Source organism: Desertivirga arenae, assembly GCF_017355785.1.
Taxonomy (GTDB): Bacteria; Bacteroidota; Bacteroidia; order Sphingobacteriales; family Sphingobacteriaceae; genus Desertivirga; species Desertivirga arenae.
On sequence record NZ_JAFEWE010000014.1, the window covers coordinates 1 to 21,404 of the forward strand.

Genomic DNA, 21,404 nt, shown 5'->3' on the forward strand with positions numbered 1-21,404 from the left:
CTTTCTCCTGACCCATTATAAGGATTTCATCAAGATTAGACCTAAGTATATCAAGGGTTAATGTAAACGTACGAATGTTTCTTCCCATAACTCAATTACGCTTCCTAATGGTTTAAATCCCATCGTTATCTAAGACTAATCCTTAATTATCAGCTGGGTACCGAGCAGTAAAGCATTGCCATTACTTCTGTTTGATCCAGAACTCCATTGTTTTAATTTTACCATCCGGATCTGTCTCTGACATGGAATATAACCGGAACGCTTCCGACAAAATCCCTTCTCCAAAGTTTTCCTTCATCCAAAGGGGCAGCTCTGCGACACTTTTATCCCAATTTTTAACAGTCCTCTTTAAAATTTCAAGCGCAGTTCTCTCACTTTTTGGCTTAGTGATTTTAAGTATTTGTCCAGCGAACTTCTGGTCAGTAAACAAATTCGTAGGCCTATCTTCCCGTTCGAAAACTCGGAGCACTCCTTCCACGATCATTTCTGGATTTACGTCAGCAATGACTCTCCCGAGTTTACGGATTCTTTGCTCGCCGCCATTCGCAACAGAGATTAGTATTTCAGTTTCAATATCTTCAGGCTTTTCTGGGTACTTCATTAAAGCTTAAACTTTATCGCTGTTCATATAAATAATACAGACCTCAATACTCAAGGAATCCACTTCAACAAATTATCGTTTTTTGAGAAGAAGGGATTTGAATTAAAAGGGCCCTTTGCCTCCACTTCCGATCCGATCACTTCTACTGGATCTACACTTCCAGCTTCCGTAGACTTTTGTGGTTATACAAATCCGGGATGATTAAGGACCATATATGAGGGAGCTGTAATTAATCGTTGCTCAGATAAGTTGGCCTCCCTTATACCGAGCAATTGTCGTTGCCTTTTTAAGTCTGTTAAATTAACTTATGGGACTAATTGAAGAAGCTGGATAATCTAAAATAAGATAAAGACATCAATTATTTAATAGATATATATGAGATTGACATAGCTTTGTGATCGATCAAAGCCACCACCAGTCCACAAATCATAGGCAGCTTTAAACTCCAAGGTTTCTCCTTTATAAAAGGGGATGTCAACATCATATTTCAGCTTAATAGTATGATCTCCATTAATACCCGTTGATATACTATGTTTATCCAAATCCTTTAAATGCTCCTCTCTCGCTCCTTTGAGATAAACCAAATCAAACTGTTCATTATTACACCCTTTTAAGAAAATTTCTGCTTCAACTCTAAGAATGATATCTTTACCCTTAGGATTTGAAAATTTATGGTGATTAATTGCATCTCCTTTTAGCCCTTTCGCAATGTATCGGCGTTCTTGTTGTGTTCCAATTTCCTTCACAAACGTTGGCTTTTCCTCCTGAATAGTCGGGCCTATAAAAACTAAGTGTCTAAATTCTGGATTGTTTGTCTTTAAAGGCAAATAAAAACTCTTGTTTCTTAGATTACTAGGTCTCTTGATTAGTATACTATTTTCACCGGTGGTGAGAATAGGATCAATATCTCCTATTAAAGTACATCCATTGTCCGATATAGATCTTTTTAAGGTCTTTTTATCTAACCTAATTCTAGTATAGTTACTCATTCTCAAATCTGCCACAATTTGAACTTTTATCACTTCCTCCATACCAGAATTGACTGGAGTAAAAATGGGGTAGCCAACCAGTCTAGCTTTAGGTTTTTCCATACATTTAGACCAAGCCTTAACTATACCATCGTCTGCTTGAATATTCTTTTCTAAATAAACTTTCCTATAGTCAACATTATGTTCAAGATAATATGCTACAGCTTCGCTATAATACTGTGAATTACTCTGTCCAAATGTCCCTTCGAGGTTCATTGGAATTACTAGCCCTTCAATAGGTAAAGCAATGTCGGCTTTTTTGGCTAAATCTAGGGTTGATTGTTTCGAATGAATTTTATTATTTGTAAACCAATTAACCGTTTTCTCTGCTAATTGTACACTTTCATATTTTTCATTATATGACCATAAGCCCCATTTTAGTATTTCTGAGCACTGATCGATAATTTGAGCATTACAATTATTAAATAGAGTTAGTAGAAAAAGCAATAACAGGTTTTTCATTAGAATAGGTTTTAAGGGAAAGTTACAAAATTCTTTAATACTTTGAGTCTTTAAATCTCTATTGTGAAAAAATTGTCCTGATGTAGTATGTCAATTTAAACACCTTTTCTCGCTCTAATATTCTTCGATATATTTAAATTCTATACTCTTTTCACGAAACTCCGCCATCAGCTTTATCGGTTCCAAGGTTGTTCTCTTCCAAGCCGATGGTTTTGATGCACCTAGAAAATTTGATCGATCTAAATACCCCTTAATGGCAGATTAAAATAATTGTGATTCTATTTCAAGTTAAAGGCCTTTACATAGTCACCCAACTTGTAAGAGTTCTCCGCTTCAAGCTTTCTGCGAATATTTCTCCGATGGGTCTCCACGATAGCTACAGAAATAAAAAGTGCATCAGAGATCTCCGGTGAACTTTGTCCTTCTGCGAATAATACTAATACTTCTTTTTCCCTTGAAGTAAGTTTATTAAACCCAGATTGGTCTAAACCTTGACGTTTTCAATCTTTACATTAGGATTTTTCACCCACCCATTTACCTCAACACCAGCATGCCTTAAATACCGGTACAGCGTCGTCTTACTACCAATATTTAACATCTTGCAAATCTCTGCAGTGGAAAGGTTGGTGGTGTTATAGAGGGTCGCAGCAGTCGCTGCTAATTTCTTTGCATCTTCCGTCAGACCTTTCGGTCGGCCACCAACTCTTCCTCTGGCTTTTGCGGAAGCCAGTCCTGCCTTCGTCCGTTCCCTTATGATCTCCCTTTCATTCTCGGCAAAAATAGAACTTAGCATATACCAGATCCTACCCATAGAAGTCGAGGTATCGATACCTTCAACAATACTTTTAAACTCTATCCCCTTTTCCCGGAACTCTACCATTAGCTTTATAAGTTCCAGGGTTGTTCTTCCTAGTCGATCAATTCTCCAGACAGTAACAGTGTCACCCTTGCGCAGCCCTTCAATCATTTTCAAATATTGAGGTCGCTCTTTTTCAGCTCCGGAAATTTTCTCTTTAAAGATCTGTTCGCATCCTGCTTTTTTCAAAGCTTCCACTTGGAGATCTAAATTCTGCTCATTCTTTGATACCCTTACATAACCTATTTGCATTGTACACTTTAACGTTTGTTTTGCAATATAATGGAATTTGTTTTTGTATACGATATTAATGAACTAGTAATAGAATTAAAAGGGAGGGAAAAGGACGGCAGTCGAAGAGTCCATTTTATCGTTCGTTAAAGTGGACTCATTTGCAGGCAAAGAAGGGACCCATTACTGGCTCAACAAGTTGGTATCAAAAAAGAAAAATGCCAGTCTTTCTGGACCTACTTTTTGAATCCTCTTTTTGATTGCTTTTTTACTAGAATAGGAAGAAAATGGGCAGGGCCCAGAAAGTTATGACTTTTTGGACTATATTATTTCTGCTTTATACTATGTTACCTCTATAAGAGAACGGAAGGCGAATCCTTCAATTCTCTTTTAGCTTTATTGGAAATTGTCAAGCTACGGCTTCAAATCTTGTCATCATTATTTATCCCTCGCTTATTTCTTATTACCTGAACTTTCAATCTGCCGAAACGATATACAAATAGCATGTCTACTCCTCTATATAAATTAGTATTCTGGGTTTGCTGGGTAAAAGTTCCAGTAGTTAAGTAATTGGTGTAAGTAAAGAACTTCTGAAAAGGATTCCGGATAAAGAGGGTAAAAGTTACCTTTTTATGAAGAAGGTCTTTTACCGCGCTTACAGTCGTACTTACTAATGGATTCGTTCTCCCTTGCAAAATTACCCGTGAGGAGTTGTAACCGAATTCTATTGAGCTTCTGAAGTTTGCTGGAAACGTAAAGGAAAGATCGGAACTAATGTTCCCCTGAAATCCTTTATTTTTATAAGTATCTCCCCTGACCATACCTTCAATTGATATATGGGAAAGACGGCCATTCAGTTGGAACTCAAGCCCTTTTATAAAAGGATATTTGAAATAAATATTTGAGCCTAGCGTCCGATTTTTGCCAATATTCTCAAAACTTGATAAACTGATGCTATCTTTAGTTAAGGTTATTACATTCTGAATGGTATTATTCGAGAACGAGTAATTCGTACCTATGTAGACTGAAGCTTTCTTATAACTGCTAAAGTTAAGTTCGAAGCTATGATTAAGAACAGGTCGCAATTCAGGGTTTCCAAATTGGTAGTTAAGGGAATTGATTATATTTATGAAAGGATTTAATTGAGTAATGCCAGGTCTCTGTATCCTTTGACTATAACCGAAAACAAGACTTTTTTTGTCTGGCAATCTTCTCTGAAAAGAAACAGATGGAATGAAATGGGTGTAGTCTTCATTGACAGTACTTCGATCTGTAACAAAGTCTCCGTTTACCATTGTGTGTTCGATACGTAAACCTGCACGCATCCCCCATTCAGAGATTTTTATTTGCCAGGAATTATAAAGAGCAAAGATATCCTGCTGATATTCAAATACATTAGCATTATTACTTTGTTCCTCATCCCCATAAAGAAAGCTATTAGTGCTGAAATCACTATGATTGTCCCTGAGAATTATTTTACCCCCACCTTCCATACTGATTTTTTTACTAAGGGGCTGTGTATAGTCAATTTGAAAGGTTTGTTCTAATGAACCATATTTATTCCTCTGGTCAAAGTTATTATCCGGGTAGTTTAGGATGGAGCTGACTTCATTCAATCCAAACTCTGAGTTTCGCGACACCACTCGCTTAAAAGATCCGGTTAAGATTTTCTCTTTGGAACTTTGGAATGATCTCTGGTAATTCAAACCTAAATCCAAACCATTCAGTTTTACGTCCTGTTCATTCAAAAGCACATAAGAATAGATAGGCGATCCGTCATCAAGCCGCAGAAGTTCCTGGTTGCTTTGTTGGTTCTTTCTTAGGTTATTGAAGGCAAATGTTGCAGTAATTAGATTATGCGTATCAAGTTCATAACTTAGTTCCTCTGCACTACTAATATATCTGCCGTTCCATGAGCTTCTACCTGTATTAAAAATATCAGAATTAATATTGCCAGAAGTAGTCTTTCTCGAATTGGTGGAAGTGGATTCGATTGGGTCTTGTTCCGAGTATAATATGGAGCCAAATACAATTAATTTCTTTTCTTTCAATGTGGCTGTTGCCGTAGCTCTTGGCCCTCCAAGAGTGTTATATGAAGCTTGTGCCGACCCATTGTAGCCATCTAATTTACGCTTGCCTAAAACAATATTGATGACACCTTCAAGGCCCTCGCTCTCATATCTCGCGGGTGGAGTTGTAATCACTTCGACTTTGGCTAAAACTTCGGCGGGAAGGCTTGATAGAAACGACTCTAAATTGTGCTCAGTTATAGAAGAGACCCTTCCATTAAGCAAAACTCTGAAATTTCCTTCCCCTTTCAATTTGAGCTTACCATCAGCACCCATAGATAAGAGAGGAACTTTCCTAATAATGTCAATAGCCTGCCTGCCTTTACTATCCGGGTCAGCCTGTACATCATAAATTAGTCTATCAATTTCTTGTGATACCAGAGGTTTGTCCGCCTTTATAACCACATCCTTTAACTGAGTTGTTAGAGGCATTAGGTAAATCTTGCCTAGCAGTAACGGTTGATCGGCTTTTAAATGCAGCAATAGTTCCTTTTTTAAAAACCCTAGGGAGGAAAGGTTTAACTGATGATCACCACTTGCGACATTTGTAATCAGGAACCTTCCAGCCTCGTCTGTTAAAACTTTCCTTGGCTTCGTTGACGATATTAATGTTACAGTAGCATATTTCAGAGGAGTTTTCGAAACTGAATCTAAGACTTGTCCTTCAACTGAATGGAAAGGTTGTTGGGCAGCCGTTTGTAAAGAGACTATTGACCACCAAAGAACAAATAAAAGTTTTTTAAATAGGGGCATAGGTTCAAACATGTTTAGTGTCTAATTTAATGTGATTGGTTCGATATTGTGGAAATGAACTAAGTGCATTGCTGGATTAAGGAAAAAAGGAACTTTCTCATAAAGTTAAGATGTTAAACTTCGAGTTATTCCATAGAGTGAATTTAGGAATTTAGTTATTACATAAAATAAATTGAGAAAGAAGCCAACTTACTCAAAATTCATGAGCAATAAGACACGACTTTTCAATAGAAGCACTCTCCTTTTCTAATAATTAAAAAAATTATTGAACCTGCTTTTTGGCCCTAATTCTTATTAGTTTCTTCTTAGGCTCAGAAAGTTATGACTTTCTGGACCTACTCTTTCTTTAATAAAAACTGCAGCGACTTCAATAAATCATAAAATCCTGATAAAATTTGAAAGTCCTTTTTAATGGTGGATTAATTGCACTTTGAAATTAGCTTTATGGATACAACAATTTCTTAATAAACTTCAACCCTTTTTAATTCCTTACCATTCGGTAAGAATAGGCGGAAACCAATCCTTTTTCTAAAAGTCAACTTGCCATTTCCAGTTTAACCACTAGTTTAGCGTCTGGAATTCCTGCTAACAACCATGAATGAAGATAAGATAAAAGTATTTAATGGGCTACATGATCAATACCAGCACCTTGGTCTTCCAACTGATCAAATTGACGTAAACACTGACTTTACCATCTTCAATCTAAAAGATACTATCACTAATCTACCTTTCGAATGCCCGGTACACCGCCTAAACTTTTTCGTTTTTGCATTTATTAAAAGTGGAACAGGCATATATACGATTGATGAACAACATTTCGAAATGCAGCCCGGCACGGTTTACTTCACTAATCCAGGACACTTTAGAAGCTATGAGTGGAAGGGCATAGAAGAAGTTTTTCTGATAACACTTGGCGAATCGTTTCTGAAAGAGAATGTACACAGAGATATATTCGAAGAATTTCCTTTCTTACTTACCGAAACTTTTCCTGCACGGATTCTAACTCCGGAAGTATTTGCAGAATTGGAATCTATTTATTTACAAATCGCTAAAGAGTACTCCAATCGTTCTCCTTACCGTACGCGCATTATTGGGAATCTCTTTGTAGTACTTCTTTTGAAGATCAAAGAGTTATTCTGGCTAGACTACAATCCAATTTATGAGGGAAACAGAAGCTCTCACATAGTAAAGAATTTTAAACGACAGCTTGAGAAACATTACCGGGAGCTAAGCGAGGGAAAGGTAGACAGGGTACTTCGAATACAGGATTACGCCGAGGCTCAAAGCTTACATCCAAATTACCTGAATAGCGTGATAAAAACCAAAACAGGTAAACCAGTAGGAATTTGGATTTCTGAAAAGACGATTACCGAGGCTAAATCACTCCTGCAACATTCTTCCATGTCAATAAAAGAAATCGCTTTCCGGCTCGGATTTTCCGAATTAGCTCATTTTAGCAATTATTTTAAGAAGCATACCGGCAGTTCTCCTGCTACTTATCGCAAAACCGCCTTTTAAAACACCGTATTAATACCGGAATCTTTATATCATGCAACTCTTACTTTAGAACTTGCAATTTTCTCGATTTCCTATTCCTGACTTTTGTATTGTCAACAACGATGAAAAAATAATCATGGAATCATTAAATGGAAAAGTAGTCCTGGTAACAGGCGCATCAAGAGGAATTGGCGCAGCTGTAGCAATTGAATTAGCAGAAGCTGGCGCAACAGTAATTGTAAACTATACTAATGGAAAAGAATCAGCAGAAAAGACTGTAGAAACTATTAAAGCTAAAGGTGTTGAATCCGTAGCAATCAGAGCTGACGTCAGCAAAGCATCTGAAGTAACTGCAATGTTTGACGAAGCAGTAGCACGGTATGGAAAAATTGATATTCTGATCAATAATGCCGGTATTCTGATATATAAATTATTGAAAGATACCACCGATGAAGATTTCACACGGCAATTCGAAATCAATGTTCGCGGAACCTTTAACACGCTTAGAGAAGCGGCAACAAAGCTAGCGGAGGGAGGTACTATAATCAATTTCTCCAGTTCAACAACACGGATGATGTTACCTACTTATGGGACCTATGTTGCAACAAAAGCTGCTGTAGAGCAACTAACCAGGGTATTTGCGAAGGAAGTCGGAGTCCGTGGAATTAACGTTAATGCAGTACTTCCTGGTCCGACTAATACCGAACTCTTTATGCAGGGTAAATCTGAGGAACAAGTAGCTAAACTAGCTGCACTGAATGCCTTTAATCGAATAGCAGAGCCTGAAGATATCTCAAAAGTGGTTAAATTTTTGGCAAGCGATGACGCCAAATGGATTAGTGGACAAATAATTGGCCTGAATGGAGCGATGGCTTAGGATTAAAGAACAAGAAGCAGGACAAATAGTATTCAATACCAGATCATGAACTCATTAAGAAACAAAGTAGCACTAGTAACAGGATCGGCAAGAGGACTGGGAAAAGCAATAGCTGAACGTTATGCCGCGCTGGGTGCTGATATCGTAATTAATTATTCGCGTGACAAGGCTTCTGCTGCCGAAGTAGAAAGTAATATTAGGGCAATGGGAGTAAGAGTTTTGTCAGTGCAGGCAGATGTAAGTAAAGTACCCGAAATAGAGAAACTATTTTCAGAAGCTATTCAAGCTTTTGGCAAAATAGACATTGTGGTGGCTAACGCGGGAATTGAGATGGTTGAAACTCCAGTTACTGAGTTTACAGAGGACCAGTTTGATAAGCTCTTCTCCGTAAATACAAAAGGCTCGTACTTTACTATGCAACAAGCTGCCAGGAGTGTCGAAGATAACGGACGCATTATTTATATCGCTTCTTCTACCACGGCTTTCCCTGTTCCCGGCATGGCTGTATATGGGGGAAGTAAAGCAACACCTCGTTACCTGGTTGACATACTTGCTAAAGAAATAGGACCCCGTGGTATCACAGTAAATTCTATTATTCCCTTCGCAGTAGATCACTCTGGGATATTCGCTGAAGATGGTTCTTATCCAAGGCTTCGTAAACAATTGTTGGAGAGCTGTCCTATGGGACGCCTGGCGGAAGTGGAAGACGTCGCGAATGTGGCTGAATTCTTTGCCAGTGATCTTTCCTCTTTTATAAATGGGCAGCACTTATTAGTAAATGGGGGAGCGACAAATTAGATTGATTACCTGATCAATAGCGGGAAGCATAGTTTCACGCTATTGATTTAAATTATTAGTTTGTCAAACATTGCCACTGAAGGAAACTCCGTCCTATTGCACACCTCTTATCTTTGTTCAGGTGTCACATTTAAAAATACGATTTCTTTTATCCTGGAATTTGAATTGAAGTGGATTCAGTTGATATTCCTAATCAGGTTATCTATATTAAGCTCGATAACGAAGAAATTGCGCCAATATTCATATCTTTTAATTATGAATGTCTGGCTACACCAAAATTGCTTCATTCAGGTATAGGCGTTTTTTCTCATTCCTGAACCTCCTATTTGAATCTAATTCAGGCATGGTTCAAAAGTTATGCCTTTCTGGACCTACTCTTTCTTTCATGAAAACAGCAGCGACTTCAATAATTGATAAAATCCTGTTAAAATTCAAAAGTCCACTTTAACGGTCGTTATTTCAGATGATGGCACGGAATCACATGGTCAGTTTCTCCGAATTAAACATTTTTGCTCTGAATAAGAAGCTTTAATGGTGACCGTACTAGACTTTAATGGGTAAAAGAATTTCGACTAATCGTGTTGAGTATAAAGATTAGATAGAAGAAGGGGCATTCCCGCCTTCTCTTATAGCAATTTTAAATGAACCACTTTTCTTTCATTGGGGCATACAATACGAACCGGTTTGGTTAATAATTCTCCAAAACTTGTGGATGAAGATCTTTAATGCCCCTTAGTGCTTTCCCTGGAAGTTATTGGTCTATTGACATTTAAGAAGAACAGGAGGAAAAACAACCTTAGAAACTTGGATCTCAGCTTATGATAGGAAGACTAAAGCAAAAAACACTGCCCTTTCCGAGTTCACTGTTCACCCACAGCTTTCCTTGCTGGTTTTTCACTATTTCCTGACATATATACAGCCCTAACCCCATACCTGACTCTAAATTACTTTCAGCCTCCTTGACTTTGTAGAAACGTTCAAAAATATTTTCTATACTCTCTTGAGATATCCCTCTACCCTGGTCCTCTATACATACAATAGCGTCTGACTCATGCCTTTGAAGGGTTACCTTGATTGGAGTGTCTTCATTAGAGAATTTAATTGCGTTGGTAAGTAAATTTTCTATTACCTGGGAAATTTTAAACTTATCCCCTTTAATTCTAATTGCTGGGCTATTGTGCAATTGGATGTCTCTTCGGGTTACCGTTTCTCTAAACTCCTCAACAATAGATGCTAATAGTCCATCTAGCGAATATTCCTCTGATCGGGGCGATAGTTTTCCGCTATCAATTTTGGAGGCCAAAACCAAGTCTTTGATAAGAGTGGTTAAACTATTTACCTTTAAATCTAACTGGCGTAACATGCTCTTGGGCTTTTCATCTTCCAGCCGATTGAAGTAGCGAAGCAATAATTGGGAGTAAGATTTAATTGAAGTCAGCGGAGTTTTGAGTTCGTGGCTAATAGTACTTATAAACTCATCCTTATGTCGTTCCAGTTGTTTCCGACCTGTAATGTCAACTAAAGAAGTGTAGCCAAGCGTTTCTCCCCTATCCTTAAATCGGATAGTGTTAATCAGGCACCATACCTCTGTTTTATCCTTGCGTATAAGGCAGGCCTCAAGCTGAAAAGAAGGCAACTCCTGTTTCCAAAGAGCTTCATGAAGGTCGTACCAATATTTTATAAAATTGGGATGTGTATATTCGAGTATCACAGTTCCCAGTATTTCTTCTTGAGAATAGCCTAATAAATCGCACAAAGCCTGATTAATCTGTACCATTTTGAAGTCCAGATCAATAATTTTATATGCGACGGTACTTTGTTTAAATACTGTCACAAAGCGCTCCTGGCTCTCTTTTAAATCTTCTTCAATCTTTAACCGCTTCTCCAGGATTGACAGAGCTTCATTATAGGCTGTAGTTAAAGATTCGTTCTCACTCTTCAGCCTCCGGTTTTCCTCTTCCAGTTCGTTATTTTCCACGCGTAAGATATGTGCAACTAAGATATATAAATTATTTTTGAGGGAAATACAATCCAAACCTAAACTGATACTCAGCTAGCTTCGATACGTATTTTTTTGACCCTAGTTTTAGTCTTGAGATCACTTTTTGAAGCAGAGTTTAAAAAGTTTTTTGACCTTATGAGCCTGCTATTTCTTACTGTCAAACCGCTTCGACTTCAATAAATGATAAAATCACATTAAATTGGAAAGTCCAATTTAACGGGCCGTATTTCTGGCCCCCCTGTTCAAACATTAAGGAAATAGTTCCATAATGTTTTCTATCGATATTTGTAGGGCAGGAATGCCCTACTGTTTTAAAAACATCACTTTCATATCCATGAATCTATTCTGCTGATTTAAGATCTCGTTCAAGGAAAAAGTTTAGCGCTGTTCTTATGGTAGCTATGGCAGCGAGTTTACCGATATCGTCCCAGGTAGGTGCAACTGCCGTTGCAATAACATCAGCTCCTAATAGCAATTCCAGCGCTACAGCTACTGAACTGCCAAACTGGATCCTGATGTCGCGTTGTTTAATATTAGATCCGCTGGAAAACAGGATCTTGAAATAGTTTTTTACAGCTACCAGAACGGCTATCCCTATAAGTATAGCAGCCGTAATTTCAACAGCGCTGCTGATGGTGTGAGCAATAGGTTCTGCATATTCTTGCAGTAATGTTTTATGAGTACTTATTTCATTCATGCTTGATCCTGCTTGTTAACATATAATTCTTGTACCATGGTTATCACTATCAGTAGTACAGGAGTAGCAAGGATTATTCCCAAATATCCTGTTAAAGGCCCGATAATAAGTTGCTCAGATACCTGGGACTGCACCTTCGTTCCGACAAAAAAGAATAGTATTGACAGGAGGCAAAGGGTTCCGAAGATGGATATAAGGATAGATGCTTTATGCCCTGCTTTTAACTTTCGTTCAATCAGACCTGCCAATCCGTGAAAAAACAGGGCTATTAAGGAACCTGCCAGAATCATTAAAAATACGCTGAAGGTTGATTTGATCAGCAAGATCACCAGTACAAACAAAGCTGTAATACCTGCCGAAATCCACACCTTATTGGTAAAACTACTGGCCATAATGATTCTTTTTAACCTGCTAACAATATTTTGCTGCAGATGGTTATAGAAGAACTTAAGTTTTTGCAAAATTCCTTTACGTCAAGCTGTACGTTTTTAAAACCAATTCGAAAGATGGAAAACTCGAACCAACTTAAATTTCAGAGACAAAGACTCTTAAAATCAGTAGAATGCTTCTTAGATGGCCCAATGGTATTTCTTGGTTTTGTTTGGCTCTTACTTTTAATTATAGAATTCATAAAGGGGCTAACCCCTTCCCTGCAATTAATCAGCGAGATAATCTGGCTGGTTTTCATTGTAGATTTCCTGATCAAATTTGTGCTTGCTCCCGAAAAGCTCAAATTTCTGAAATCTAACATCCTGACCATATTTTCTCTAGCTCTGCCTGCATTAAGACTCGTTCGCTTTTTTAGGGTTATGAGGCTGCTTCGTTTTGCACGGGGATCCCGCCTGATAAAAGTAGTCGCATCGTTAAACCGGGGAATGAGGAGCCTGAATGCGACTATGCGAAGAAGGGGATTTGCCTATGTGGTGATATTTACCATACTGGTGATCCTCTCGGGAGCTGCTGGAATGTTGGCGTTTGAAAGTCAGGTGGGAGGCATACAATCCTACTCGAACGCCCTCTGGTGGACAACCATGCTCATTATTACAATTGGCAGCGATTACTGGCCTCAAACCTCCGAAGGCAGAGCACTATGTATCCTGCTGTCCATTTATGGATTTGCCATTTTTGGATACATCACTGCAACGATATCTTCTTTTTTTGTTGGCCGGGATGCCGAAGAAAAGGATGCACCATTGGCTAATTCCCATCAGGTGGAAACGCTAAAAAAGGAAATACATGAGCTGAAAACAATGATAGGAGAATTGCAGGCAACGATGAAAAATAAAGGAGAATAGCCATAGAATAATTTTTCATTTTTTGATAATAAGTAAAAGTTGAACTATCCGTTAGGGCCTAACAGATGTAAGGGTTTGCAGAACTAGAATGTTATGCTTTAAGCAGGCCCGTATACCAGGATAGTGCAATTGATCATTAAGATTCTGTCTAACCTATTATATGATCAGATGTAGTACCTGCAAAACGTTTTTGTGATTACGATCACGATCCTTCTCTATTTGCAGCTATAGCTTTGTAAAATGAAACAAAGCATAATACTATTACATGGACTATTTGGTCGCTTAAGTAATTGGAATGCCTTAGTACAGCATTTAAATCACGCTCACGATGTTCATGTACCTTTGATACCTATTTATGATGATCATAATGGATCTATACTTGATTACTTGGTGAATTGGCTACATCTCTATATTACTTGTAATAAACTAAAGACCGTTGTTTTGGTAGGGAACTCTTTGGGTGGACATCTTGCAGTTTTATATACCCATCGCTACCCTTCAATTGTTAAGGCTTTAGTACTAACGGGAAGCTCTGGGCTATATGAAAGGAATGCTTTTGGAACGTTTCCAAAACGCCACAGCCGAACTTTTATACAAAGTAAGGTTGAATCCGTGTTTTATAACCCGGCTATTGCAACCTCAGAATTAGTGGATGAGGTATTCTATATTCTAAAAGACAATAAGAAATGCCTTCGAATAATAGAAACGGCAAGAACTACCCAGAGGAATTATGCAATAAAAGAACTGCAGGATATTAAGCAGCAAGCCTTACTGATCTGGGGAGCAGATGATAATATTACTCCTCCACATGTAGCAATAGAATTCAATCGTTTGTTGGTCAACGCCTCACTTGTATACCTACCGCAATGTGGTCATGCCCCTATGATGGAGAAGCCCGGCGAATTCAATAAACTAGTCGAAGATTTCTTAGCCACTTTGCAGCCATAATAAAATTAAGGTCTAAGCAGATGCTAATGGCTACTTAAATAGGAGCAAACTGAATTTTTACAAAAAATTATATCTTAGATATTACAAGCTCAAAGTGATATGAATACAAGTGCAGCTTTTTGGTATCAGAGACTAATGGAGAAATATCCAATTGTATCTGATGATGAATGGAAATTGCTAGATGACATGTCCAAGGTTAAGGTTTTTAAAAAAGGGGAAAGTTTCGTACGCTTTGGAAGAGTCGCACGATATGCAGCTTTTGTATTGTCAGGTCATTTCGCTTATATCATTCTCGATGAGGAGGGGAATGAAAAGATAATAAGGTTCGCATTTGCTGACGACCTGCTGGCTAATTGTGAAAGTTATAACCATAGAGCTCCCTCCTATATTAGCATCACTGCTCTGGAAGACTCTGAAGTTCGAATATTCAGCATCAAAAAACTACAGCCACTTTATAGCATTTATATGTCGCTATCTGCTGTAAATTTGAAGATATATGAAGAGATGGTGGAACAAAATATCGCCCATCAACAAATTTTATCACTAAATAGCCCCGTGAAACGCTACCAATTTTTGTTGAAGTATAGGCCTCTGATCATTAAAAAGATTTCCCTGACCAATATTGCCCGTTTTTTATTCGTTAGCCGGGAATCACTCAGCAGAGCAAGGTCAATGCTATTTAATAAAAGCGATTAGTTTCTCGAATTAAATTTGTAGTCCAATAGGGTGAGCTCCACGGAGATTTTTAGATTGTTATTCAATGGTTTTAATTTTCTCGGTTATCTGATTTTCGAGTTCGGCATAAAAGCCTTCGTAGGCTTGCACAATTATTCCCTGCCTGTTTAAAAGATAAAAATTAGGATACCCGTTTATATGATAAATATTGGCAGCAGAGGGCTCAGTCAAGTAACTTGGATATTTTATTCCGTTCTTAGCATCAAACTTCGTTACGGATTTTATACTATTGAAGTTGCTTTGGTAAATACTGACAATCTCTAAACCTTTGCTTTTATAGTGATCATATAATCGCGTAAGCATTTGTGCAGCGTTAATACAATGCGGACACCCGTCTGTAGTAAAATTCAATAAGACCAATCTGCCGCGTAGGCTGTTTAAGCTAAAATCCTTGCCAGCTACATCTGTAAGCTTTATTTTGGGGGACTTTGTGCCGGCGGTCAACATCGGTATTCTGTCTCTTTTGACGGGCAACTTAAAACCCTGAGGTACCATCGCTATAGACAAGTCCGGAAAACCTGCCTTGTTTAGTTGATAGTTCCTAAATGTATGTTCTTCAAACATGCCCATGTAAGTTCCGTCATCAGCAAATCCCGTAGATTGTGTTCTAATGATAAAAGGTAAGCCGTTTGTTTTAGCGGTTATGATATCTGCAAAATCATAAAGGCGTTTATCATTTTGAATGGTGTCTGTCAATGTTACTACATAGTGATTATGGCTTTTAATTTGTTTACAGTTGCTTGCAGAGACTGCCCATCAGTACTGTGACAGCAGCTAATAAGTATAAAAACTAATAGCAGAAAGGTTCTCATTTTGGTAATCAGGGAAAATTAAGGTACTACTTAGTTAATTTCTGTTAAATACCTGTGTTACCTCCCCCCTTTCCATCCAGCTCCTGCTATGAAAAGGCAGGATGGGGAGATTTGGTGGCTTGAATCTGCCATCGTAGCATCGTCGTTAAGAGACGGATGTACTAGCCAAATAGTTGGCCTACTTAACTAGTCTTAAAAGTTATTTTAACGAAATGCTAACGTTAGAACGCCACAATAACAATAGAGTAATGGCTGTACAGCCAAACATTACCGATGGCATTATTACCAGACTTCCGTTATGCAGAAAGCTTATTAATCCCGAAGCAATCACCCCAGCAATCATTTGTAGGCTTCCTAAAACCGCAGATGCTCTTCCGGTAGCAGCCTGAAATTCTTTCAAAGCAAGGGCTGTAGTATTGGGGTTGATGAAGCCGACGCAGAATAGGAAAAGGAAGGTGAAGCCCAAGGCTAAAAATGCATTGGCCACACCGGAAACCGCAGTAATCAGAAAAAGAAATCCTGTAAGAAAAAGCAGAATACTTGCCCAATAACATATTTTCTCGCTCGTAAACCTTTTTAATGCCAATTTATTGAGCTGACTGCCTGCAATTAGTCCACATGCGTTAAATGCAAATGCCCAGCTATATTGACTATCTGTAAAGCCAAATTTTTCCATGAATACGAATGGAGAACCCGCGATATAAGCATACATCCCGGCATAGCTGATGCCACCAGCAAGAGTATAACTAAGAAAAACAGGATTTTTAAGGACATTAAAGTATTCCGGTAATATCTTGGCTACCTTTAACGATATAGATTTGTCTTCTGCCTTTGTTTCAGGCAAGATCCATTTCACTGCAACTAAAATGGTTAAAGCGATCATTGCCATTACTCCAAATACCCATCGCCAACCCAACAAATTATTAACGATTCCCCCGATTGCTGGTGCAATTATTGGAGCTATCCCCATTACTAAAACCAGGGTTGAAAGTATTTTAGCTGTTTCTTCTGAAGGGAAAATATCCCTGACAATCGCCCTGGCCACTACCATGCCTACACACCCTCCAAGGGCCATAAACAATCGCACAACTACCAGGCTGGTAATGCCGGTTGATAAGGCACATAGGAAAGCTGCTATAATATAAATGATCAAACCCATTATCAGCGGTTTCTTTCTTCCAAAGCGATCTATAAGTATCCCATAAACCAGCTGTCCCATGCACAGGCCTGCATAATAACTTGTCAGGCTATAGCCGACTGCTGATAAATTGGTGTCTAAAGACGAGGCTATTGCCGGGAATGAAGGCAAATACATGTCAATGGAGAACGGGCTTATGGCGATAAGTGCGCCCAATATTAGTATAAGGATATGATGATTTTTTCTCTGCATGGTTATCGCACTGATGTTAAGCTCAAGGCGATATTTATTGTTTCTTTTTAGTGTCATTGGTTCAATTTTAATACAAAGTTGAGGTTAATATCTCTGCTTAAGAGATAATAAAGGATGAAATAAGGATACAAATCGAACACTGTTTCTTGTTATTGTGGTTTAACAAAAAGACCTTGTAGTATTTTTATAACCTGCATGAAAAAGAAAATTGACCGGTTCGAAGGGCTTTACGGACAAACGGGTAGAGAGATTATTCAATCTCCCCTGTATTCTGAAAGGTTAGAGGCTCGTAGTCATAGTTTCAATTGGGAGATACGTCCTCATATTCATCCTGCACGCTTGCAAATTTTCTTTATTGAGAGTGGTGAATTTGAATACCAGGAGGTTGATCGTAAAAGGATTATACAGTCTCCATGTTTAATACTCATTCCGGCTGCCGTGCTTCACGGCTTTATTTTCAATCTCTCTAACAAAGGCCGTATTTTAAGTATTTCTAATACCTTAACAGATGACCTTTTTCCTGAAAGAGAGATACTGGTACCTGTATTAAGCTCGCCCCTATGTATTACTTCATTTACTTCAAAATGGAACTTTGAAAGGATAGGTTCTTTAATTGAAGCAATTGACGAAGAGCTCTTTGGCGATCAAATGGAAAGGCAACTAATGCTGCATATAAACCTCCAGCAATTATTCCTGGTCATATACCGTCTGTGGCTGACGGTACAAGACAAAGAGTTGAAAAACGATCAGTTGGCCCTTAAACATTTCCGTAAGTTTCAGCTTTTGATACGTGAAAAAGAAGGTAAAACAAGTGTCGCCCAACTAGCAAAGGAAATGGGTGTATCTAAAGTACACCTTAACCGGATCTGTAATGAAGTGACCGGGAAATCAGCCGGAGAGCTGATACATAGTTATATTTTAGAAGAAGCAAAAAAGTATCTTAATTATACATCCTATAATGTTTCAGAGATAGCCTACCTGTTAGGTTTTGAATATCCTAACTACTTCGCTCGCTTTATGAAAAAGTATACTGGCTTGTCTCCGGTTGCATTTCGGGAAAAGCAGGGCTCAAGCAAATCTTAGCAGATAGAAGAATGCCAGTATTACCTGGTGCCTTATTACAAAATAAGGGGTTGGAGGTTGACCTTGCACTACCCTGAGAAAAGCTACATAGTGGGGATTATAAACTGAATGGATTATTTGTCCCCCGAACAGGATTCAGCAGGTTGCCGTTGAGATTCACGCAACGTATCTTTGTCCAAATTAACCATTTGTCCATCATTAACCAATTCTTTGACGCAAATAAGACGCGATAGGCTATTGTAAAGCTGGGGTACCGGATAATAAAAAGGATAGCTTTAAAGGAAATATAAACAACAATAGAACTCGGATGAGAAGATTATTATCCATACTTCTTTTATCAATTATTGTAGAATCGACCTATGGTCAGGTATTGAAGAGTAATGACTACAAAAAATACGTAGACGAATTCAATAAGAACGATAATGAACTTTACAAACTCGGCGATTTTCCTAATGAGAAAGCCTGGGGATTTTTGGAAAAGAATATTCCCTTGTTTGACTGTCCGGACAAACAACTGGAAAAGACTTACTATTTCAGATGGTGGACCTACCGCAAGCATATACGCAACACCCCTGAAGGTCATATTATCACTGAATTCCTTCCAAATGTTAACTGGGCAGGTAAATATAATTCAATTGCTTGTGCCGCTGCTCTCCATTTCATGGAAGGACGCTGGTTGCAGGAAACCAGTTATTTCGAGGAGTATGCCAGGTTTTGGTTAAAAGGTAGCGGTGCAAAAACAGCGCGGGGCTATTCATTTTGGATAGCTAATGCCTTGGAGAATTATACGAACGTTCATCCGAATGACGCCCTCTTGGCTGAATTGTTCCCATATCTGGAACAAAATTTCAGCTTATGGGAGAAAGAACATCGCGATTCTACCGGATTTTTTTGGCAAACAGATAATAAAGATGGAATGGAAATATCCATTTCCGGAGAATATCCCGGCAGTAAGACGAAAGGTTATCGGGCAACAATAAACAGCTACATGTTTGCCGAGGCAGAGGCCCTGAAAAATTTGGCTGTTAAGCTGGGTGATGCTGAAAAAGCCAAATACTACGGGAATAAGGCTGATACTATTAAAAATAATGTCAACAATAGGTTATGGGATCAACAGGCTTCCTTTTATAAAGTTATTCCATGGGGTAGCAAAAACCTGTTCTTTTCCGATGCCATCGAATTGCATGGTTACACCCCCTGGTATTTTAATATCCCTCCTGCAAACTATTCGGCAGCCTGGAAATATTTGATGGACTCGAAATTCTTCTATGCTAAGTATGGGCCTACTACGGCGGCACAAAATCATCCTAAATTTAAGATATCCTATGAGGGACACGAGTGCCAATGGAACGGGCCTAGCTGGCCATTTTCAACATCAATAACTCTTACCGCATTAGCAAACGTGCTGAATAACTACCAGCAGAAATATGTATCGGCAGGCGACTATTACAAGCTATTAAGTAACTATAGTCAGTCTCACCAGATTACCTTTCCTGATGGGCGTACCATGCCCTGGATTGATGAAAACATTAATCCTTATACTGGTGATTGGATTTCAAGGACGAGACTGAAAACCTGGGAGAACGGCACCTGGAGCAAGGGAAAAGGTGGTGAAGAACGTGGCAAAGATTACAACCATTCAACCTTCAATGATCTGATCATTTCAGGGCTCATCGGAGTGCGTCCCACTTCTGCAAACGAACTTGTAATCAATCCTCTGGTTCCAATTGAGCAATGGGATTATTATGGGCTTGATCATCTTTCCTACAAAGGAAAAAACATAAGTATTTATTACGACAAAACAGGGAAACATTATAACAAGAAAAAAGGATATGTTATTTCTGTTGATGGTATGGTGGTGCATACGTCTAAAATGCCACAAAACGTTAAAATTAAATTATGAAACACACACTCGTTTGCACGATCTTATTTTGTTACTCCATAGTTGTTTCAGTTGCTAAAGACATTCCAAGTACCAAAATAAAGGTACAGGCACCCTTTGGTGTACGCACCATAAAAGTTCCTGATTTCAGCAGAAGCAAAGAATTTAAGATTACCGACTTTGGAGCTGTATCGGGAAACAAAGCGAGCATTTCCCAGGCAATTGCCAAAGCGATTGACCATGCAAACAAAACTGGAGGAGGAGTAGTGGTGGTGCCTCCTGGAGAATGGCTTACAGGAAAAGTTCATCTTAAAAGCAATGTTAACCTGCACCTTAGTAAAGATGCTGTTCTTCTCTTTTCTGAAGACCCTGCAGATTACTTGCCTGCCGTTCCCAGCACATGGGAAGGAATGGAGTGTTATAACTACTCACCCCTTATCTATGCCTACAAATGTAAAAATGTAGCTATCACTGGCGAGGGGAAAATTAAAGCCCAAATGGACGTATGGAAAACGTGGTTTACTCGTCCTAAAGCTCATATGGAAAGTATTAAGCGATTGTATAATCTGGCACAAGCTTATGCACCGGTAACGGAAAGGCAGATGGTAAATGATACTGCCCATCTTAGGCCACAATTTGTACAGTTTAACCGGTGTGAGAATGTCTTGATAGAAGGTATTACTATTACTAACAGCCCCTTTTGGACAATTCATCCTTATCTTTCAAACAATGTAGTGATCCGAAAAGTGAACGTATATGCTCATGGCCATAATAATGATGGCGTTGATCCCGAGATGAGTCAGAATGTTCTTATTGAGGATTGTATTTTTGATCAGGGTGATGATGCCATAGCTATAAAATCGGGTCGGAATCCTGAGGGTTGGAGATTAAAGACCCCTTCAAAGAACGTTATTATTCGAAATTGCACCGTAAAAAATGGGCACCAATTGATAGCTCTGGGAAGCGAGTTGTCGGGCGGTATTGAAAATGTGTTCGTCGATAACTGTACTGTTCTTGATGGTGCAAAGCTTAATCATCTTTTATTTATTAAAACCAACGAGCGGATGGGTGGATATGTTAAAAATATCCATTTTACCAATATAACTTCAGGAAAAATTGATTTAGGGATAGTAGGAATTGAGACGGATGTTCTTTATCAATGGCGCACGCTCGTACCTACCGTGGTTCGCCGCTTAACGCCGATTCAGGATATTTACCTTGAAAATGTAAAGGCAACAAATGTGAAGTTTATATCCAGGATTATAGGCCAAAAGGAGCTGCCTGTGAAAAACGTTTCTTTAAGAAATGTAAAAGCTGAATCTGTTACAGAGAAACAGCATATTCACGAAAATGCAGTTGGGTTGAAGTTGGAGTAAGAACTTATTGGT

The 21,404-nt window shown here is 38.6% G+C and carries 18 protein-coding genes and 1 pseudogene; 9 read left to right on the top strand and 10 right to left on the bottom strand.

Translation table 11 applies throughout. The features are described from left to right. Positions 1-181: 181 nt before the first annotated feature. The 5 genes and pseudogenes from J4N24_RS20305 to J4N24_RS20325 form a co-directional block, all read right to left on the bottom strand. Positions 182-601 carry a hypothetical protein gene (locus J4N24_RS20305; protein ID WP_207535565.1) on the bottom strand — a complete coding sequence of 140 codons (420 nt, stop codon included), beginning with the start codon at positions 599-601 and terminating at the stop codon, positions 182-184. Between the two features lie 362 nt (positions 602-963). Next, the gene (locus J4N24_RS20310; RefSeq protein ID WP_207535566.1) at positions 964-2,091 is read right to left on the bottom strand and encodes a hypothetical protein; all 1,128 of its coding nucleotides are present in this window, start codon (positions 2,089-2,091) and stop codon (positions 964-966) included. A 278-nt stretch (positions 2,092-2,369) separates the two neighbouring features. After that, positions 2,370-2,549, bottom strand: a pseudogene (locus J4N24_RS25930) (response regulator transcription factor); the annotation flags it as partial. A 26-nt stretch (positions 2,550-2,575) separates the two neighbouring features. Next, positions 2,576-3,199, bottom strand: a complete 624-nt coding sequence (locus J4N24_RS20320; protein ID WP_207535567.1) for a recombinase family protein — start codon at positions 3,197-3,199, stop codon at positions 2,576-2,578. 401 nt (positions 3,200-3,600) lie between these two features. Further along, a complete protein-coding gene (locus tag J4N24_RS20325; RefSeq protein ID WP_207535568.1) occupies positions 3,601-6,000 on the bottom strand; it encodes a TonB-dependent receptor in 2,400 nt (799 codons plus the stop codon). Positions 6,001-6,594: 594 nt separating this feature from the next. Here J4N24_RS20325 and J4N24_RS20330 point away from each other — a divergent pair. The 3 genes from J4N24_RS20330 (at position 6,595) to J4N24_RS20340 (ending at position 9,172) form a co-directional block, all read left to right on the top strand. Continuing rightward, positions 6,595-7,518 carry an AraC family transcriptional regulator gene (locus J4N24_RS20330; protein WP_207535569.1) on the top strand — a complete coding sequence of 308 codons (924 nt, stop codon included), beginning with the start codon at positions 6,595-6,597 and terminating at the stop codon, positions 7,516-7,518. 115 nt (positions 7,519-7,633) lie between these two features. Continuing rightward, positions 7,634-8,374 carry an SDR family oxidoreductase gene (locus tag J4N24_RS20335; protein WP_207535570.1) on the top strand — a complete coding sequence of 247 codons (741 nt, stop codon included), beginning with the start codon at positions 7,634-7,636 and terminating at the stop codon, positions 8,372-8,374. 45 nt (positions 8,375-8,419) lie between these two features. Then, positions 8,420-9,172 carry a glucose 1-dehydrogenase gene (locus J4N24_RS20340; RefSeq protein ID WP_207535571.1) on the top strand — a complete coding sequence of 251 codons (753 nt, stop codon included), beginning with the start codon at positions 8,420-8,422 and terminating at the stop codon, positions 9,170-9,172. Between the two features lie 811 nt (positions 9,173-9,983). Here the strand turns inward: J4N24_RS20340 and J4N24_RS20345 are convergent. The 3 genes from J4N24_RS20345 to J4N24_RS20355 form a co-directional block, all read right to left on the bottom strand. After that, positions 9,984-11,150: a PAS domain-containing sensor histidine kinase gene (locus J4N24_RS20345; RefSeq protein ID WP_207535572.1), complete on the bottom strand. Its 1,167-nt coding sequence runs from the start codon at positions 11,148-11,150 to the stop codon at positions 9,984-9,986. A gap of 364 nt (positions 11,151-11,514) precedes the next feature. Continuing rightward, on the bottom strand, positions 11,515-11,871 hold the full coding sequence (locus tag J4N24_RS20350; protein ID WP_207535573.1) for a DUF1622 domain-containing protein: 357 nt from the start codon (positions 11,869-11,871) through the stop codon (positions 11,515-11,517). Further along, entirely contained in the window at positions 11,868-12,263 is a 396-nt protein-coding gene (locus tag J4N24_RS20355; protein WP_207535574.1) for a hypothetical protein, read from the bottom strand. Before J4N24_RS20355 ends, J4N24_RS20350 begins: the two co-directional genes overlap by 4 nt. 114 nt (positions 12,264-12,377) lie before the next feature. Here J4N24_RS20355 and J4N24_RS20360 point away from each other — a divergent pair, with 114 nt between their 5' ends. The 3 genes from J4N24_RS20360 (at position 12,378) to J4N24_RS20370 (ending at position 14,810) form a co-directional block, all read left to right on the top strand. Next, positions 12,378-13,166: a potassium channel family protein gene (locus J4N24_RS20360; protein WP_207535575.1), complete on the top strand. Its 789-nt coding sequence runs from the start codon at positions 12,378-12,380 to the stop codon at positions 13,164-13,166. 240 nt (positions 13,167-13,406) lie between these two features. Continuing rightward, positions 13,407-14,114, top strand: coding sequence for an alpha/beta fold hydrolase (locus tag J4N24_RS20365; RefSeq protein ID WP_242691753.1), 708 nt, complete (start codon positions 13,407-13,409; stop codon positions 14,112-14,114). Between the two features lie 99 nt (positions 14,115-14,213). Continuing rightward, positions 14,214-14,810, top strand: coding sequence for a Crp/Fnr family transcriptional regulator (locus J4N24_RS20370; RefSeq protein WP_207535576.1), 597 nt, complete (start codon positions 14,214-14,216; stop codon positions 14,808-14,810). Positions 14,811-14,867: 57 nt separating this feature from the next. Here J4N24_RS20370 and J4N24_RS20375 read toward each other — a convergent pair whose 3' ends face one another. Both J4N24_RS20375 and J4N24_RS20380 read right to left on the bottom strand, forming a co-directional pair. After that, on the bottom strand, positions 14,868-15,545 hold the full coding sequence (locus J4N24_RS20375) for a peroxiredoxin family protein (protein WP_207535577.1): 678 nt from the start codon (positions 15,543-15,545) through the stop codon (positions 14,868-14,870). Positions 15,546-15,860: 315 nt separating this feature from the next. Beyond that, complete coding sequence (locus J4N24_RS20380; RefSeq protein WP_207535578.1) at positions 15,861-17,108, bottom strand: multidrug effflux MFS transporter; 1,248 nt, start codon at positions 17,106-17,108, stop codon at positions 15,861-15,863. A 138-nt stretch (positions 17,109-17,246) separates the two neighbouring features. On the opposite strand from J4N24_RS20380, the gene J4N24_RS25620 reads away from it, so the two are divergent. The 3 genes from J4N24_RS25620 (at position 17,247) to J4N24_RS20395 (ending at position 21,392) form a co-directional block, all read left to right on the top strand. Then, positions 17,247-18,134 carry an AraC family transcriptional regulator gene (locus J4N24_RS25620; RefSeq protein WP_242691754.1) on the top strand — a complete coding sequence of 296 codons (888 nt, stop codon included), beginning with the start codon at positions 17,247-17,249 and terminating at the stop codon, positions 18,132-18,134. Positions 18,135-18,441: 307 nt separating this feature from the next. Further along, positions 18,442-20,037, top strand: a complete 1,596-nt coding sequence (locus tag J4N24_RS20390; RefSeq protein WP_207535579.1) for an MGH1-like glycoside hydrolase domain-containing protein — start codon at positions 18,442-18,444, stop codon at positions 20,035-20,037. Further along, positions 20,034-21,392 (top strand): glycoside hydrolase family 28 protein, encoded by a 1,359-nt coding sequence (locus tag J4N24_RS20395; RefSeq protein WP_207535580.1) that lies wholly within the window; start codon positions 20,034-20,036, stop codon positions 21,390-21,392. The genes J4N24_RS20390 and J4N24_RS20395 overlap by 4 nt, the downstream gene beginning before the upstream one ends. The last annotated feature ends 12 nt before the right edge of the window (positions 21,393-21,404 follow it).